At 36.4% G+C, this 16,402-nt stretch carries 12 protein-coding genes; 8 read left to right on the top strand and 4 right to left on the bottom strand.

Going from position 1 to position 16,402, the window contains the following annotated elements; genetic code table 11:
• The first annotated feature begins 104 nt into the window (after positions 1-104).
• Both MKY49_RS02980 and MKY49_RS02975 read left to right on the top strand, forming a co-directional pair.
• Positions 105-740 (top strand): YigZ family protein, encoded by a 636-nt coding sequence (locus tag MKY49_RS02980; RefSeq protein ID WP_274795609.1) that lies wholly within the window; start codon positions 105-107, stop codon positions 738-740.
• A gap of 148 nt (positions 741-888) precedes the next feature.
• Positions 889-1,941, top strand: a complete 1,053-nt coding sequence (locus tag MKY49_RS02975) for an LCP family protein (RefSeq protein WP_341385578.1) — start codon at positions 889-891, stop codon at positions 1,939-1,941.
• A 420-nt stretch (positions 1,942-2,361) separates the two neighbouring features.
• On the opposite strand, the gene MKY49_RS02970 is transcribed toward MKY49_RS02975, so the two are convergent.
• Positions 2,362-3,429, bottom strand: coding sequence for a glycosyltransferase family 4 protein (locus MKY49_RS02970; protein WP_312504916.1), 1,068 nt, complete (start codon positions 3,427-3,429; stop codon positions 2,362-2,364).
• Positions 3,430-3,656: 227 nt separating this feature from the next.
• On the opposite strand from MKY49_RS02970, the gene secA2 reads away from it, so the two are divergent.
• Complete coding sequence (gene secA2, locus MKY49_RS02965) at positions 3,657-6,020, top strand: accessory Sec system translocase SecA2 (RefSeq protein WP_274795606.1); 2,364 nt, start codon at positions 3,657-3,659, stop codon at positions 6,018-6,020.
• Entirely contained in the window at positions 6,020-6,916 is an 897-nt protein-coding gene (locus MKY49_RS02960; protein ID WP_274795605.1) for an accessory Sec system S-layer assembly protein, read from the top strand. Before secA2 ends, MKY49_RS02960 begins: the two co-directional genes overlap by 1 nt.
• Before the next feature lie 96 nt (positions 6,917-7,012).
• Here MKY49_RS02960 and MKY49_RS02955 read toward each other — a convergent pair whose 3' ends face one another.
• The gene (locus MKY49_RS02955) at positions 7,013-7,906 is read right to left on the bottom strand and encodes a C40 family peptidase (protein WP_274795604.1); all 894 of its coding nucleotides are present in this window, start codon (positions 7,904-7,906) and stop codon (positions 7,013-7,015) included.
• 250 nt (positions 7,907-8,156) lie between these two features.
• Between MKY49_RS02955 and brnQ the strand changes: the two genes are divergently transcribed.
• Together brnQ and MKY49_RS02945 are read left to right on the top strand one after the other, a co-directional pair.
• Complete coding sequence (gene brnQ / locus MKY49_RS02950) at positions 8,157-9,476, top strand: branched-chain amino acid transport system II carrier protein (RefSeq protein ID WP_274795603.1); 1,320 nt, start codon at positions 8,157-8,159, stop codon at positions 9,474-9,476.
• A gap of 179 nt (positions 9,477-9,655) precedes the next feature.
• The gene (locus tag MKY49_RS02945) at positions 9,656-11,029 is read left to right on the top strand and encodes a S41 family peptidase (protein WP_274795602.1); all 1,374 of its coding nucleotides are present in this window, start codon (positions 9,656-9,658) and stop codon (positions 11,027-11,029) included.
• A 50-nt stretch (positions 11,030-11,079) separates the two neighbouring features.
• On the opposite strand, the gene MKY49_RS02940 is transcribed toward MKY49_RS02945, so the two are convergent.
• Positions 11,080-11,679: a TetR/AcrR family transcriptional regulator gene (locus MKY49_RS02940; protein ID WP_274795601.1), complete on the bottom strand. Its 600-nt coding sequence runs from the start codon at positions 11,677-11,679 to the stop codon at positions 11,080-11,082.
• Between the two features lie 549 nt (positions 11,680-12,228).
• On the opposite strand from MKY49_RS02940, the gene MKY49_RS02935 reads away from it, so the two are divergent.
• Positions 12,229-13,203 (top strand): proline dehydrogenase family protein, encoded by a 975-nt coding sequence (locus MKY49_RS02935; RefSeq protein WP_341385577.1) that lies wholly within the window; start codon positions 12,229-12,231, stop codon positions 13,201-13,203.
• 56 nt (positions 13,204-13,259) lie between these two features.
• Here the strand turns inward: MKY49_RS02935 and MKY49_RS02930 are convergent, their stop codons facing one another.
• Positions 13,260-14,597, bottom strand: a complete 1,338-nt coding sequence (locus tag MKY49_RS02930) for a sigma 54-interacting transcriptional regulator (RefSeq protein WP_341385576.1) — start codon at positions 14,595-14,597, stop codon at positions 13,260-13,262.
• 180 nt (positions 14,598-14,777) lie between these two features.
• On the opposite strand from MKY49_RS02930, the gene pruA reads away from it, so the two are divergent.
• The gene (pruA, locus tag MKY49_RS02925) at positions 14,778-16,322 is read left to right on the top strand and encodes an L-glutamate gamma-semialdehyde dehydrogenase (protein ID WP_274795599.1); all 1,545 of its coding nucleotides are present in this window, start codon (positions 14,778-14,780) and stop codon (positions 16,320-16,322) included.
• Positions 16,323-16,402 lie beyond the last annotated feature (80 nt).

Below are 16,402 nucleotides of genomic sequence, written 5' to 3'. Positions count from 1 at the left end.
ATTCCATAGTCTACACCTATTATAGCATTACCATGCTAAAATTTAATGCTTTTTCTTCACGAAAATTATAGAATAGAACTCTAGTTAAAAGGAGATTGATACGGATGAGAGAAAACTATTTAACAGTAAAAGGTTATGGTGAAAGCGAAATTGTCATTTCAAAATCCCGCTTTCTCACTTATATAGAACGTGCAGAAACGGAAGAGGATGCAATTTCTTTTATAGATCGTATAAAAAAATTGCATCATAATGCAACTCATAATTGCTCAGCCTATATTATTGGAGAGCATGATCATATTCAAAAAGCGAATGATGACGGGGAACCTAGTGGTACGGCTGGCGTCCCTATGTTAGAGGTCTTAAAAAAACAAGGCTTAAAAGATACTGTCGTCGTCGTGACTCGCTATTTTGGAGGAATTAAATTAGGTGGCGGTGGCCTTATTCGCGCTTATGGAAAAGCAACAACTGAAGGTCTTATAGCTGCCCAGGTGGTTGAACGCAAACTTCATCATTTCCTGAATGTTGGCATTGATTACACTTGGCTCGGAAAAGTAGAAAATGAAATAAGAGGTTCGTCCTATACGTTAGAGGAAATTCGCTATTTAGAGGGTGTAGAAATCATAGTTTCTGTCCTAAAAGAGGAAGAAGAACAGTTCCGAAGTTGGATAACAGAAATGACAAATGGACAAGCAGCCATCACATTCGAAGATGCTCAATTTGTAGAATTTATTGTCAAATGATTAGTTTTAATTGTCGAAACTAAATACGCATAGTATAATTTTTTTGTTAGGCTATTTTTATTGACCACATGTTTACTTCTTAGTAATTGAATAAAATTTAGCTTTATCGCATTATTATTCCCAATAATTAGAGGAGAATATATCTATTATGAAAAAAAGATCTGTAAGTCCGAACAAAAAGAGGTCTTCTAAAGCTTCATTAATTATAAAAGTTACACTACTATTAGTTGCCAGCTTGGTAATTTGTGTAACGGCTTATGCTGTTTACCTTACTAAACAGGTAGAGCATGCCGCAGACTCAGCATATGAGGAATTAGAAGGTCGACAGGTTTCTAAGCAAAGTGTAGAAAAAGTAGAACCGGTACATGATAATGTATCTATTTTATTTGTCGGGGTTGATGATAGTGATAATCGTGGACAAGGTTCGGATCATTCACGTTCCGATGCTCTTGTTTTAGCTACACTAAATAATAAAACCCATACAATTAAAATGTTAAGCATTCCTCGTGATTCTTACGTTTATATTCCTAAAGTAGGCTATAAAGATAAAATTACTCATGCGCATGCAATGGGTGGAACACTTACTACTATTGAAACAGTAGAAGACCTATTTGATATTCCTATCAATTACTATGTACGTATGAATTTCAATGCTTTTATTGATGTAGTTGATGCTTTAGGCGGTATTGAAGCAGAAGTACCTTATGCTTTACATGAATTAGATGAATTCGATAAGTATACAATTAACTTACAGCCAGGCTTACAGCATTTAGATGGTAGCCAAGCACTTGCACTCGCAAGAACACGTAAGCAAGATAGCGATATCGAGCGTGGTAAACGTCAGCAAGAAATTCTCACAGCGATTATTAAAAAAGTCGCTTCTGTTGGCTCCATTACAAAATATGATGATGTGATCAAAGCTCTTGGTGATAATATGAAAACGGATATGACATTCACTGAAATGAAATCCTTCTTATCTTATTTATCAAAAGGCACACCACGTATCGACTCTTTAACATTGGACGGTACAGATGACATGTCTACTGGTATTTATTATTACCAGTTAAATCAGGATTCTGTTGAAGAAGTAAAAGAAATTTTCAAGAACCATCTTGGCATAAATGAACAATCCTCAAGCCTAACAAGTGGCAATACAGGAACAAATAGTGCTGCTAGTGATGATGATTCAATCATTGAATAAACAATAAAAACTTTTAGACCATAGACAAACTTTCTTGTCTATGGTCTTTTTGTATTACAATCCTTTGATAATTAGCTACCCTTTTCTCTTACCCTGTCATAACACAAATAAACTAGCTCACTTAGTTTCTCTCCCCTTTCATTTCCTATACATAAAAACTGCGCAGGATCTTCCTTCTCATGATTGGAGTACCAGTTAATCAATCGTTAACATTTCTCCATTGATTTAATTTCGTACTTAATAGAAGGTGTTTATGTAAAAAAATTAGAGCAACAATCCTATAATAGAAAAGCAGGATCCATAAACCCTGGATAAAAAAACAGTTCGAGCCATGGCTATAAAAAAACCGTAGTCAAACTCTCAAATTTTTGAGTTTGACTACGGTCGGAGCAATCACACAATATGTATGATTGATATATTTTATTTACTAAAGATCCGTACAAAGTTTAATAATGGTTTATAGTTTTTACCAGCAAGCCCTATGATCTCAACGAAGATTTCAATGGCTGTTAGGATGACAGCTACTAGTAAAATTGCGCCCCAAACTTTTGCCATAGAGAATATGATAGCTGCTAATCCAAACATCATCGCGATACCGTAAATAATTAGGACCGTTTGACGATGAGTGAAGCCCATATCCAGTAAACGGTGGTGTAAATGTGATTTGTCTGGATCAGACCATTTTTTCTTCATACGTACGCGACGAACAATCGCAAAGAATGTATCAGAAATTGGTACACCAAGAATAATAATTGGAATGATTAACGAAACGAATGTAACATTTTTAAACCCGAGTAATGCTAGCACGGAAATCATAAATCCAAGGAACAGTGCCCCTGTATCACCCATAAAGATTTTTGCAGGGTGGAAATTATAAAATAAGAAACCAAGTGAAGCTACAGCTAAAATGGCTGCTAACGCTAATACAAATACATTGCTCATAATAAATGCCATGACAGCTAAAGTAATAAGTGCAATCGTAGAAACACCTGCAGCTAAACCGTCTAAGCCATCAATTAAATTTACGGCATTGGTAATACCGATGATCCAAATAATTGTTAATGGGATACTCAGTAAACCAAAGTCTAATGTACCTAAAAACGGTAGATTAACCATATCAATATCAATACCGCCTACAAAAACAACAATTAGTGCAGCAATTAGCTGACCAAGCATTTTTGCTTTAGCGGAAATCTCACGCATATCATCAATAACACCTGTAACAACGATGATACAAGCACCAATAATGATAGCTAATAAAGCTTCATTACTACCATGTTTCGTATCGACTAAAAACGAATATAAAATCGTCACACCGATGATAAAGGCAAGAAAAATCGCCAAACCGCCAAGTCTTGGCATAATTCGAGCATGTACTTTTCGATAGTTTGGTGCGTCAACTGCACCTATTCTAAACGCTAAACGTTTCACTAATGGAGTTAACAAAATGGATGCAACAAATGCTGCTATTAAAGACACGTAAAGCATGTCTCTCCTCCTCAAAAAAATATAATCTACATTGAAATCCACATTGATTATAGCATGAACAAGCATTGAAATATACTTTTTCTAAACATTTTCCACGATTTCACAAATATTTTGTACATTTTAGCATTAATAGATTCCTATATAGTCAATTGTAGTCACCATTCGCAAAATTTGATAGAATAATGGAGTGTCTAGCATTTAGACAACTTTAAAGGAGCGTATATTTCATGTTCTCAATTTTCAAAAGTAACAAAGAGCAAACAAGTGCTCGCCAATTAAAACGCTACTATAAAATAGTAGATCAAATTAACAATCTTGAAGAAAAATATGTCAACAAGTCAGATGCCGAATTACGAGAAATGACTTTTATTTTCAAAGATCAATTAGAGCAAGGTGAGCCTATTACATCTATCATCCCGGACGCATTTGCTGTTGTACGCGAAGCCTCAAAGCGTGTATTAGGAATGCGTCATTTTGATGTACAGCTGATCGGTGGTCTTGTATTAACAGAAGGTAATATTGCTGAAATGCCAACAGGCGAAGGTAAAACACTAGTTGCCTCCCTTCCCTCCTATGTGCGTGCATTAGAAGGTAAAGGTGTTCATGTCATCACAGTAAATGATTACCTAGCAAAGCGTGACTATGAGCTAGTCGGTCAAATCCATCGTTTTCTTGGCTTAACTGTTGGTTTAAATGTACCGATGATGGAAGCTGATGCGAAAAAAGAAGCTTATAATGCAGATATTACATACGGTGTTGGTACTGAATTTGGTTTCGATTATTTACGTGACAATATGGCCTATAGCCTAGCAGATAAAGTGCAACGTCCTTATCACTTCGCCATTATTGATGAAGTGGATAGTGTATTAATCGATGAAGCAAAAACACCGTTAATTATCGCAGGTAAAATGCCGTCCAACGAAGAATTACACCGCATTGCTGCTATGTTAGCTAAACGTTTCAAGAAAGATGAAGACTACGATTTCGATGAAGAAACGAAAGCTACTTCCCTAACAGATAAAGGTATTGAAAAGGTTGAGGCTGCCTTCAATATTGACAATCTTTATGACTTAGAACATCAAACACTTTTCCATTATGTAATCCAAGCTGTTCGTGCACACGTTATGTTCAAACGCGACGTAGATTACATTGTAAAAGAAGATAAAATTGAACTTGTCGATATGTTTACAGGCCGTATTTTAGAAGGCCGTTCACTTTCTGATGGCTTACATCAAGCGATTGAAGCCAAGGAAGGCGTAACAATTACAGATGAAAATAAATCACAAGCGCAAATTACGATTCAAAACTATTTCCGTATGTATCCGAAGCTTTCCGGGATGACGGGTACAGCGAAAACACAGGAAAAAGAAATCCGAGAAGTGTACGGCATGGAAGTTGTGCAAATCCCAACAAACCGTCCACGACAACGTATCGATCAACCTGATATTATCTTTAGCACACAGGAAGCAAAATATAAATATGTTGCTGCTGAAGTTAAAAAACGTCATGAAAAAGGCCAGCCAATTCTAATTGGTACAACATCGATTTTACAGTCTGAAACAGTGGCTGACTATCTGAAAAAAGAAAAATTAACATTCCAATTACTGAATGCAAAAACGGTAGAGCAAGAAGTTGAGCTTATTTCGCAGGCAGGACAAAAAGGTCGTATTACTGTAGCGACAAATATGGCTGGCCGTGGTACAGATATTATGCTAGGTGAAGAAGTTCATGAACTCGGTGGTTTATATGTAATTGGTACAGAAAAGCATGAAAGCCGTCGTGTGGACAATCAGCTACGAGGCCGTTCTGGTCGTCAAGGTGACGTAGGCGAAAGCCGCTTCATTCTCTCTATTGAAGATGATATGTTCCGTCGTTACGCAAAAGAAGAAGTTGAAAAATTCTCTGCAAAAATGGTCGTAGACGAAAATGGAATCATTCAAAATAAAGAGGTTCAAGAGCTTATTGACCGTACACAGCGTATTGTTGAAGGTTCACAATATGGCATGCGAGAGTATAACTTAAAATTAGATGATGTTATAAATGATCAACGTACCGTGCTTTATGGACTACGCGATAAAATTTTAGCTGGTGAAGATTTGATGGGCGAGCTAAAAAAAATGCTGCGTGAAACTGTTGATTTTGCTGTGCATGACGCTGCACCAGAAGATGTATCATCTATGGAGTGGGATTATGATCAAATGGAGCAAGCTCTTAACTCTCTGTTCATTACACCTGTTTCAATCGATCGTGAAGTAGGAAAAGTAAAGCAAATCCTAGCTGATATTCAGCCTTCTGAACAGGAACTACTCGACCATATGGAGAGGTTTGCTGAAAACGAAAGAGTCATGGAAGTATTACCTCAAATCATGCTTAGCTACATCGATAGTGGCTGGGTCAAGCATTTAGAGGCCATGACACATTTAAAAGAAGGTATTGGCTTACGTCATTATCAACAAGAGGATCCAATGCGAATTTACCAACGAGAAGGGCTTGAATTATTCGGGAAGAACTTCCAAGAATTACGCCGTTCTATCATTATAGAAATTACAGGCTTCATGAAAACAGTTGAGGCACAACAGGAGGAACAATAATGGGCTTATTTTCATTCTTTAAAAAATCGGACAAAGTCGTTCAAGAAAACACAATTGACTCTAAGGACTTACTAGGAAATGTTTCAACAAATAAAGGTGATAACCGTGATGTTGAAACAAAGCTGTCCTTCCACCCAGAATGGGACGTACCTCAGGAGCAAAAATATATTTTTAACTTCCTAGCTAATGAGCTAGAACCATTGAAACCAAATCAATTATCGCTTTCTTCTATTAGTATTGAAGAAGCACGTGGTGGAAAATGGCTAGTGCGTGCATTTTTCCGTTCTTCTTTACCACAAGCGATTGAACTAGGTGAAATTGAACTTTTCATCATGGATAAAAATGATGAGCTTGTAGCTTCTAAAAAATTCGATTTTAAAGAACTTGGCACAATCCCTGCTGAAAGTGCTCGTCCTTGGGTTTTTGAATTCGAAAAATCTTCAATTAAAGTAGATGAAGTACCTGAAGATGGCTGGAAAATTGCCTTTAATCTTATTTCCCTTCGTGGTCACCAATTAGAATTAGATCCATCATGGGAAAAACAACTACCAGCAGCTCAAAAAGAAGAGCTTGAAAAAATTGTAAAAACACTACCAAAGCTAGGTGAAACAGAGGTAAACTTCACAGGCTTACAGGCTAAATTAGCTGACAATGGTAATTTAAACGTCTCTATTTTTATCCGTAATGGTCACAATAAAGCGATTAATCTAGAACAATTACCATTAGAAATTATCGATGCTACAGGCAAACAAATTGCCAAGGGTTCATTTAAAATGGATCCAATCTTAACTGTACAACCTAATTCAACAAAGCCTTGGACATTTATTTTCCCAGCCGAGCTTGTTGATGCAAAAGATGCTGACCTTTCTCGTTGGACAGCACGTGTAACACAATAACATGTAACCCCCTTCTAACTTAACTGGAAGGGGGTTTTATGTTTTATTGAACTCACAAAAAAGCGATCTTTGCCTAAGCAAAAATCGCTTCTTTTCTTATTTCACGCCATCAAAACGTTTATAGCCTACTAACTTAGAAGACCAGTACGAATATGTCACATCCGAAATTTCTACCCCATCTGTGCCCGCATGGATGAATTTATTATCGCCAAGATAAATGCCCATATGAGAAATTCCTTCTTTATAGGTATTCTCGAAGAATACTAAATCCCCAGGTACCGGATTTTCTACATGCGTTGTATTGCCATTATAGTATCCTTCACTGCTTGCTCTTGCTATTTTTAAGCCCCCCTGATTAAAGGCATAAAAAATAAAGCCACTACAGTCTAATCCTACTGGTGTATTACCACCGTATAGATATGGAGTGCCAACCAATGTATTGGCAACTTCAACTGTTTTTTTATAAATCGCCTGTCCATTTGCTGTAGGGTCTTTAGCTGTTACGTTGGATGATGTGCCCGCATCTGAAGTTACATTATTATGTATAGGATTGCTGTCGGGTTTCACTGTTGCTGAAGTAATTTTTAACACCTGTCCAATATAGATGATGTCTGACTCAAGCTTGTTCCAATCCCTGATATCCTTAATTGTCACATTATATTGTTTTGCTATTTTTGATAATGTGTCACCTTTCGCTACAGTATGAGAGCTAGCTGTTGGTTTCACAGATGGTGATGGTGCTGAAGGTTTTTTCCCCTCATTCGTTGCTTGCTTTTGAATCTCTAGCTTTTGTGCTACATAAATCGTATCTTTTGATAGATTATTCCACTTCATGATATCCTCAATCGTGACTTGGTGATTATGGGCGATTTTGGATAAAGTATCTCCTTTTTGTACGGTATATGTTGCTGCTTCTGCTGGTTGTAGTGCTAAAAATGAAGTTGCAATAGTGCTTAAAACAAGAATTCTCCATTTTTTCGTATTTTGCATTCCAAAGTGCCTCCGTTCGTGCTAGAATATTTCCTTGTGTGTCTATCATACTAGATAACTACCTGAAGAAAAATCGGAAATACTGACTATTTTTCAAACATTCTAGCAAACCTATAAAATACGACGAAATCCGACTATATTGCGATAATGTATACATTGCAAGATTAGCGTTCCTATGATAACATACACTTCTGTATTTAAAATTTTTAGAAAGTTTTATCTTTTCAATCTTAAAGGAGTTTTTATACTTATGAAAAACATCTTGCATTTCATCAAAGGAAATTTAGCAGTAGGATTACTACTATTTGCCTTGTTCTTGGGTGCTGGTAATATTATTTTTCCACCGTTATTAGGTCAACAAGCCGGCGAGAACATTACGATAGCCATGATCGGCTTTCTAATTACAGGTGTTGGTTTACCCTTACTAGCAATTGTTGCTGTCGCAAAAGCAGGGGGCGATTTACAACTGTTAGCCAATCGCGTCAGCCCTGCATTTGGAGTGATCTTTACATCAATTGTCTATTTAGCCATTGGGCCGTTCTTCGCTGTACCACGAACTGGCTCCGTGTCCTATGAAATAGGTATTGTGCCATTTCTTCCTGAGGCTATGAAGGATCATTGGGCACCCCTATTCATCACATCTATTTTGTTTTTTGCTTTAATTCTTTACTTATCTATTAATCCTTCGAAGCTTGTCGACCGAGTAGGAAAAATCCTAACACCCGCATTGCTTCTTGTTATTTTATTACTAGCTGTTAAAAGTTTTATCTCTCCAATGGGCGAGCCAGGAGAAGCTGTAGGAAAATATATTGGGTCTCCTTTTGCAGAAGGCTTTGTACAAGGTTACTTAACAATGGACGTACTAAGTGCACTTGTTTTCGGTATCGTTATTTTACAAGCATTGCGTGATATGGGAATGAAAGATACGAAAAAGCAAGTCAATACGACGATTTTTGCAGGTGTCGTTGCTGCTATCGGCTTATCATTTGTTTATATCTCACTTAGCCATATCGGTAACACAAGTATTCAGGCAATTGGTTCCTCCACAAATGGTGGAGATATTATTGCAAAATCTGCTGAGGTGCTCTTCGGTAGTTTTGGAAGTATTATTTTGTCTGCGACTATTTTACTAGCATGTATTTCAACAGCAGTCGGTTTATTGACGGCCAATGCCCAATATTTTCATAAGCTGTTCCCTAAAATTTCATATAAAACATTTTTAATTGTATTCACTATTTTAAGTGCAGCCATTACAAATGTTGGACTTTCAACAATTATTAGTGCATCTCTACCTGTCCTGTTAATTATTTATCCATTAGCTATGGTATTGATGGTGTTATCGTTAGCTGATCATTTCTTTAAAGGTGGACAAGTTGTTTATATTTTAGCGCTTATTCCAACTTTCTTTGTCAGTCTATACGATGGCTTCAAGCAAATGAAAATTACAATCGAACCATATGAAAATGTGCTTAAAGCATTGCCGCTCTATGAGCAAAATCTAGGATGGTTATTGCCAGCGATTATCGGTGCATTCATTGGTTTTATTATTCATAAGCTTTTCAAAAAGTAGTCCTCTCAATCTGCTTCCTGTTTAGTAGGAAGCAGATTTTTTCTGTTTATTAAAGCCCCCATATCAACTTCGCTTGATGTATAATAAAAATCAGATAGTCAATTGTTAAATGTATCCATCTGCTTACACCTTAGTAGAATGGTGCATTTAAAGATTGAGCTCTAGAAAAGAGGTGTCCTATGAAAAAATTAATATGGTCTTTTGTCTTTGTTTTAAGCTTTTTCCTCTTACCATTCGCGACTACTCACGCTGCTAGTAATGAACCTCAGCTAGTCAAAGAAATGAAGGAAATTATTCGTAATACGTATGTGGGGACAATCAATGGAGATTTAGAGAATGCCACATCCATCAAAGAAATCATCGATATGCTCGATCCCTATTCAACTTATTTTACAAAAAAAGAATTTGAAGATTACATGAACAGTATCAATCTATCAACGATTGGGATTGGTGTAGTGATTGAAGAACATGAAGATGGCATTCATATTTTACAAGTCATTGAAGGCAGCGGTGCCTTTGAGGCAGGTGTTCAGGCAGGAGATATCATTATCGGTATAAATGGCGAGACCATAGCGGGGCGCTCTACGCAGGAAGCCTCTTCCCTCTTAATCGGTGATGAAGGTACTAAGGTGAATGTTACTTTGAAACATAGTAATGAAACGACATCGATTAAAACGATTACCCGTAAACAGTTTACATTACCAAATGTACACTCTGAATTACTGTTTGGTAATGTTGGCTATATAGCAATGTCTTCATTCTCTGAAGATGGTGCACAGCTCGTCAAAAAAGCTCTTACTGACCTAAAACAGCTTGGTGCTAAATCGTTCATCTTGGATTTACAAAATAATGGTGGCGGCTACGTGACAACAGCGGAAGAAATGACAGGACTATTCCCATCTGCAAAAGTAGCTTATTTGTTGGAGGAAGCACATGACTCCTATACAATCCCAGCAGTTCAGCAAGATACGAAGTTCCCAGCAAATACACGTATTTTAGTCAACCGTTATAGTGCTAGTGCTTCGGAAATGCTTTCTGCATCATTAAAAGACCAAAAAGCCGCTATTTTATACGGTGAAACAACATATGGTAAAGGTGCTATGCAGGGCTTTTATACGCTTCATGATGGAAGCTACCTAAAGCTAACTGTCGGTAGATTCACAGGACCTGCTCGTCAGACTATTCATGAAGTAGGTGTCAAACCAAATATTCAAACGACAACCGCTCCCATTTTTCAAGCACATTTTGATGCAATAAAGGAGCAATATCCAAAATATAAAAAACTCTCTACTGTGAAGAACGTCGCAAATAAAGAAAAAATAACGGTAAAAGTTTCGTTACCAGTCTCATCGCAAATTGCTAAGGGTCGTGTTCAGCTTGTTGCTTTAGGGGCTAATGAAGTTTCGGCAACTGCTAAAGTTGAGGGGCAAACACTTATTGTTACACCAACAAAGCCGTTATCACCAGACCAAGAATATATGCTACTTATTCATCCAAATACACATAGCAAAGTACAAAAAGGCTACTATCAGCATATAAAAATAAATAAATAAATAAATAAATAAATCCTCTCAGCGATAGCAAATATCGATGAGAGGATTTTTTATACCACTTCTATTGTTTTCCAAAAATATAATTGGACAATGTCATTCGCTAGTTCAGCAGGTAATCTTTTATGTTCTAATAAATTGGTTACTATTAATCTTTCTATTGAACCTACTAAACTATCTATCATTATTTTGATATCCACATTACACAACTGCAAATCTTTGTCGCAATCATGAAGATAAATAAGATGGATCAATTGCTGTGTCAATTGGATTTTCACTAAGCTTGATTGCTCCGATTCAATAAAACCTATTTTCGTTAATTTCGGATTTTCAACGATGTAAACAAATAGGTTTACTAACTTTTGCTCTAGCAAAGCGACAAAGCCCTGCAATCCATTTTCAACAATTTCTGCTGACTTATTATTCATCACGTCAAAAAATCCACTTTGAAATTGTGTATTCAAATCGTTATAAAGTGCATCCTTACTTTTAAAATACAAATAAAAGGTTGGCTGTGTTACATTAGCTGCCTTTACAATGTCACTAATTTTTGTATGATGATAACCTTTATCGGAAAAAAGCTCTATCGCTTTTTCAAGTAATAGTTGTTTGCTTCGTTCACCATTTGAATTAAATTTTCTCCCTCTCGGCATACTTTCCACCTTATCTTAGTTTAGAGTAATCATATATCTTCTGTATGATAGACACACTATTCTAAATCAAAAGTAACTATTTTTAACAATTTGTTCATAATTTAACCATAATTATACACTATTTACTAAGAATACACCCTCCTTTTTTTACTATAAACTAATATTTATATGCTGTTTACATCGATAAATACAAAGTGGATATCCAAGAATTTCTTCTAAGATATCCACTATTCTTCTTCACATAAAACTATGTCAAAATAATAGTTTAGTGCCAAAAACCTACTCGTTTAAATTTCCGAAAATTACAATAATATCATTTTACACATATACTTACCAACATAATGCAAATCTATTATTTTGAAAAGTCCTTTTTTTTGAAAAAAATTTTTTTGTTTGTATATTTAGCTCATAAAAAGTCAATCCCCACAATACTTTTAGCCCATTTCCCTCCCTCAAAAAAATTTTTTTCTAAAAATCAAACCATTTTACTTTTCAGAAAAAGTGTTATAATCGCCAAGAATTTAAAATTTTCAATTTTGGAGGCATATGATGGTATTACGTGATTTTTTCATTTACTTATCAGAGAACAAATTATTAAATAGTGCTGCACAAAAATATGGGCTAAAAATGGGTGCTCAAAGTGTTGTTGCCGGTACAAGCTTACCTGAAGTTGTGCAATCGATTAAAGAATTAAACAAAGCTAATATTTCTTGTACAGTCGATAACCTAGGTGAATTCGTTTACGAAAAATCAGAAGCAACTGCTGCAAAAAATAAAATCTTAGCTGTCGTGCAAGCGATTCATGATGAGCAGCTTGATGCGCACATCTCACTTAAGCCTTCACAATTAGGTTTAGATATTGATTATGCATTCTGCTACGAAAACTTAAAAGAGATTGTAGCTCTTGCACATCAATATAATATTTTCGTGAATTTCGATATGGAAAACTACGAACGTTTACACAGCTCTTTTGAATTATTGGAGGAGTTACACAAAGAATTTGATAACGTAGGTACAGTTATTCAAGCTTACTTCTTTGAGTCAGAAGAAAATATTGAAAAATACAAAAACTTCCGTTTACGTATTGTAAAAGGTGCTTACAAAGAGCCAGAAAATGTAGCGTACCAATCAAAAGTCGATATCGACCGTAACTACCTAAAACTAATTGAACATCATTTGTTACATGGTAAATTCACTTCTATCGCTACACACGATCATAATGTGATCAACCATGTGAAGCAATTTGTGAAACAGCACAATATTCCAAATGATAAATTTGAATTCCAAATGTTATACGGTTTCCGTAAAGAAATGCAATTAGATCTTGCTCGTGAAGGCTATAACTTCTGCACATACTTACCATTTGGAAACGATTGGTATGGATACTTTATGCGCCGTTTAGCTGAACGTCCTCAAAATTTAACGCTTGTAACAAAACAAGTGTTTAATAAAAAAACGAACGTAGCAATCGGCATCGGTGCAGCAGCATTTGCACTTGGCCGTCTTTCTAAAAAAGGAAAATAAAAACTGAAGGGTTAAATACTTAGCTCTATCATTACATCAAAAAAGCGAAAACATCGTTAATCAATGTTTTCGCTTTTTTTATTGAGCTTAAAGTTTTTCACACGATATTGTAAGCTTTGTCGACGAATGCCCAGTGCTGCTGCAGTTTTAGAAATATTCCCTTGATGAAAGTCTAATGCTTTTGAAATATAATACTCCTCTACTTCCTTCATGTAGACATCTAACGGTCGAATGTCCTGTTGATTTTTAATAACAAACAAGTCACTCGTTGGAACTTCTTGTTCGGCTTCCTCACAGGAGCTTTGGATTTTCCACTTGAAATGAACGGGCAGCATATGCGATTCCACTATCGTTTCATTTGTGATCAATGACGTGATTTCATCCAAAAGAACTTCTAATTCCTTTAAATTCCCTGGCCAATCATACTTTAAAAACGTTTCTCGCACTTCTTCGGAAAGCCCTTGGATGGAAGAGCCAAAGCTGTCACGATGTCTTTTGAAATAATCGTCAATAAAGGGCATAATATCTTCTTTTCTTTCCCGTAACGGTGGCACATAAATGGTGATCCCTGAAAATAGTCGGTAAAGCTTTTTGGATAACTCTTGCTTTTGAATTAAATCTATCGGGTCTTTGCCAACACTTGCGATTAAAACATGCTGATGATTTGGATGGTTGTTGAAAAACTCAACAATCTTTTCCTGGGCTTCAAGCGATAAATATTCGATTCGCTCGGCAAAGAAGGTGATTTTTTCTTTTTCAACAATGTATTTTTCGAATTGCTTTAACACCGTTTTCTCGTCTCGACGGCAAATTAAAGCAATAAACATATCATTTTGCACCTTTAGATCATGATGAATACCCTCGGCCACCATATCAATCCCTGTGCCTGACTCTCCTATTAGCACAACAGGCATTCTACTTAACGCTACAATCTTTGCCTTTTCAATAACATCCTTCATAACTGGCGATACAGCCGTAATGATATCAAATGTCAAAGGGGCACCATATCTTCTTAATGGCTGATACATCATATATTCAAGCTGTGTAATATCTCGTGCAAATTCCACAGCCCCCACTAAAGCACCTTCATAGTGCAACGGATAAATATTGCTTATGTAGGTCACTTCTTGTTCTTTTTTATTCCAATACGTTTTTTTAACATTGAGAATTGGCGTTTCAGAACTTAGGACCTTATAAATATCACTTTTTTCAATTTCGAAATCAATAATCTCTAAGGCTCGTCTCTCCTCATACTCGTCTTCATTAACGCCTTCTAATTCTCGCATTTTTTTATTGTAGATGAGTAACTTGCCTTCTGTATCTACTACGCAAATTCCCATATCACCTTTTTCAATGACGTATTTATAAATACTTTGTAATACATTATTATCCATCTTGTCCTCCTGCATTCCATTAAGCTTATTCTAACACCAATAAGAAAGACAGATACAAAAATTAAAAAAAGTTTTAATATTTGAGTTGATTAATGCCAAATAATATTGCATTATATAATTAATAAAATCTTTAAAGGTGCATAATCATTTGGCACTCTTTATCCAGGGGAGGAAACTCACATGATTCCATACAAACACGAACCATTTACAGATTTTTCACAAGAAGCAAACTATAATGCTTATGTAGAGGCTTTAAATAAAGTTGAAGGTTACTTAGGTCAAGACTACCCACTAATTATCGGTGGCGAACGCATTACAACTGAAGATAAAATCGTTTCGTACAATCCTGCAAAGAAAACAGAAGTAATTGGTCGCGTTTCTAAAGCGAGCAAAGATTTAGCTGAAAAAGCAATGCAAGCAGCAGATGAAACATTTAAAACTTGGAAAAAAGTTGATCCAGCTATTCGTGCAGATGTTCTTTTCAAAGCAGCAGCGATTATCCGTCGTCGCAAACATGAATTCTCTGCATTATTAACAAAAGAAGCTGGTAAACCTTGGGCAGAGGCTGATGCAGATACTGCAGAAGCTATCGACTTCCTAGAATACTATGGTCGCCAAATGCTACGCATTAAAGATGGACAACCAGTAGAAAGCCGTCCAGGTGAATACAACCGTTATGACTACATTCCATTAGGAATCGGTATTGTGATTTCTCCGTGGAACTTCCCATTTGCAATCATGGCTGGTACAACAGTAGCTGCTTTAGTAACAGGGAACACAGTGTTATTAAAACCAGCGTCAACAACTCCAGTTGTAGCATATAAATTTATCGAAGTATTAGAAGAAGCTGGTCTTCCAGCTGGGGCTGTTAACTTCGTACCAGGTTCTGGTGCTGAAGTGGGTGACTACTTAGTCGATCATCCAAAAACTCGCTTCATCAGCTTCACAGGTTCACGTGATGTCGGTTTACGTATTAACCAACGTGCTTCTGTGTTAAATGAAGGTCAAATTTGGATTAAACGTGTTATCGCGGAAATGGGCGGTAAAGATACAATCGTTGTTGATAAAGAAGCAGATTTAGAGCTAGCTGCACAATCGATCGTGAAATCAGCATTTGGTTTCTCAGGTCAAAAATGTTCAGCATGTTCTCGTGCAGTCATCGTAGAAGATGTGTATGACCAAGTAGTAGAGCGCGTGGTTGAATTAACAAATGCTTTAACAGTTGGAGACCCAACAGATTACAACAACTTCATGGCAACAGTTATCGACCAAGCTGCTTTCAACAAAATTACTGAGTACATCGAAATTGGTAAAGGCGAAGGTCGTCTAGTAGCTGGTGGTACAGCTGACGATTCAGTAGGTTACTTCGTACAACCAACAGTATTCGCTGACGTTGATCCTTCAGCTCGTATTATGAAAGAAGAAATCTTCGGACCAGTTGTTGCGATTGCAAAAGCAAAAGACTTCGATCAAGCAATTGACATCGCAAACGACACAGAATACGGCTTAACAGGTGCAGTTATCACGAAAAACCGTATGAACTTAGAAAAAGCTCGTCAAGACTTCCATGTAGGAAATCTTTACTTCAACCGTGGCTGTACAGGTGCAATCGTAGGTTACCAACCATTTGGTGGCTTTAACATGTCAGGTACAGACTCAAAAGCTGGTGGCCCAGACTACCTACAACTGCATATGCAAGCTAAAACAACTTCAGAAATGCTTTAATTAGCATTTCCCATAAAAGCCATACATTGTTTCTTAGTAAACAAGTATGGCTTTATTTTTATGTACTAACATAAATAACA

Origin of the sequence: Lysinibacillus sp. FSL M8-0134, from assembly GCF_038069745.1 — a bacterium.
GTDB lineage: Bacteria > Bacillota > Bacilli > Bacillales_A > Planococcaceae > Lysinibacillus > Lysinibacillus irui.
The sequence above is the reverse complement of the archived record's forward strand: the minus strand, read 5'-3'. Positions and strand labels throughout refer to the sequence as shown.

Coding starts and splice junctions, on each gene's coding strand:
- MKY49_RS02980 (WP_274795609.1), top strand. CDS start 105: ATGAGAGAAAACTATTTAACAGTAAAAGGTTATGGTGAAAGCGAAATT.
- MKY49_RS02975 (WP_341385578.1), top strand. CDS start 889: ATGAAAAAAAGATCTGTAAGTCCGAACAAAAAGAGGTCTTCTAAAGCT.
- MKY49_RS02970 (WP_312504916.1), bottom strand. CDS start 3,429: ATGCTTTACGTGTCTTTAATAGCAGCATTTGTTGCATCCATTTTGTTA.
- secA2 (WP_274795606.1), top strand. CDS start 3,657: ATGTTCTCAATTTTCAAAAGTAACAAAGAGCAAACAAGTGCTCGCCAA.
- MKY49_RS02960 (WP_274795605.1), top strand. CDS start 6,020: ATGGGCTTATTTTCATTCTTTAAAAAATCGGACAAAGTCGTTCAAGAA.
- MKY49_RS02955 (WP_274795604.1), bottom strand. CDS start 7,906: ATGCAAAATACGAAAAAATGGAGAATTCTTGTTTTAAGCACTATTGCA.
- brnQ (WP_274795603.1), top strand. CDS start 8,157: ATGAAAAACATCTTGCATTTCATCAAAGGAAATTTAGCAGTAGGATTA.
- MKY49_RS02945 (WP_274795602.1), top strand. CDS start 9,656: ATGAAAAAATTAATATGGTCTTTTGTCTTTGTTTTAAGCTTTTTCCTC.
- MKY49_RS02940 (WP_274795601.1), bottom strand. CDS start 11,679: ATGCCGAGAGGGAGAAAATTTAATTCAAATGGTGAACGAAGCAAACAA.
- MKY49_RS02935 (WP_341385577.1), top strand. CDS start 12,229: ATGGTATTACGTGATTTTTTCATTTACTTATCAGAGAACAAATTATTA.
- MKY49_RS02930 (WP_341385576.1), bottom strand. CDS start 14,597: ATGGATAATAATGTATTACAAAGTATTTATAAATACGTCATTGAAAAA.
- pruA (WP_274795599.1), top strand. CDS start 14,778: ATGATTCCATACAAACACGAACCATTTACAGATTTTTCACAAGAAGCA.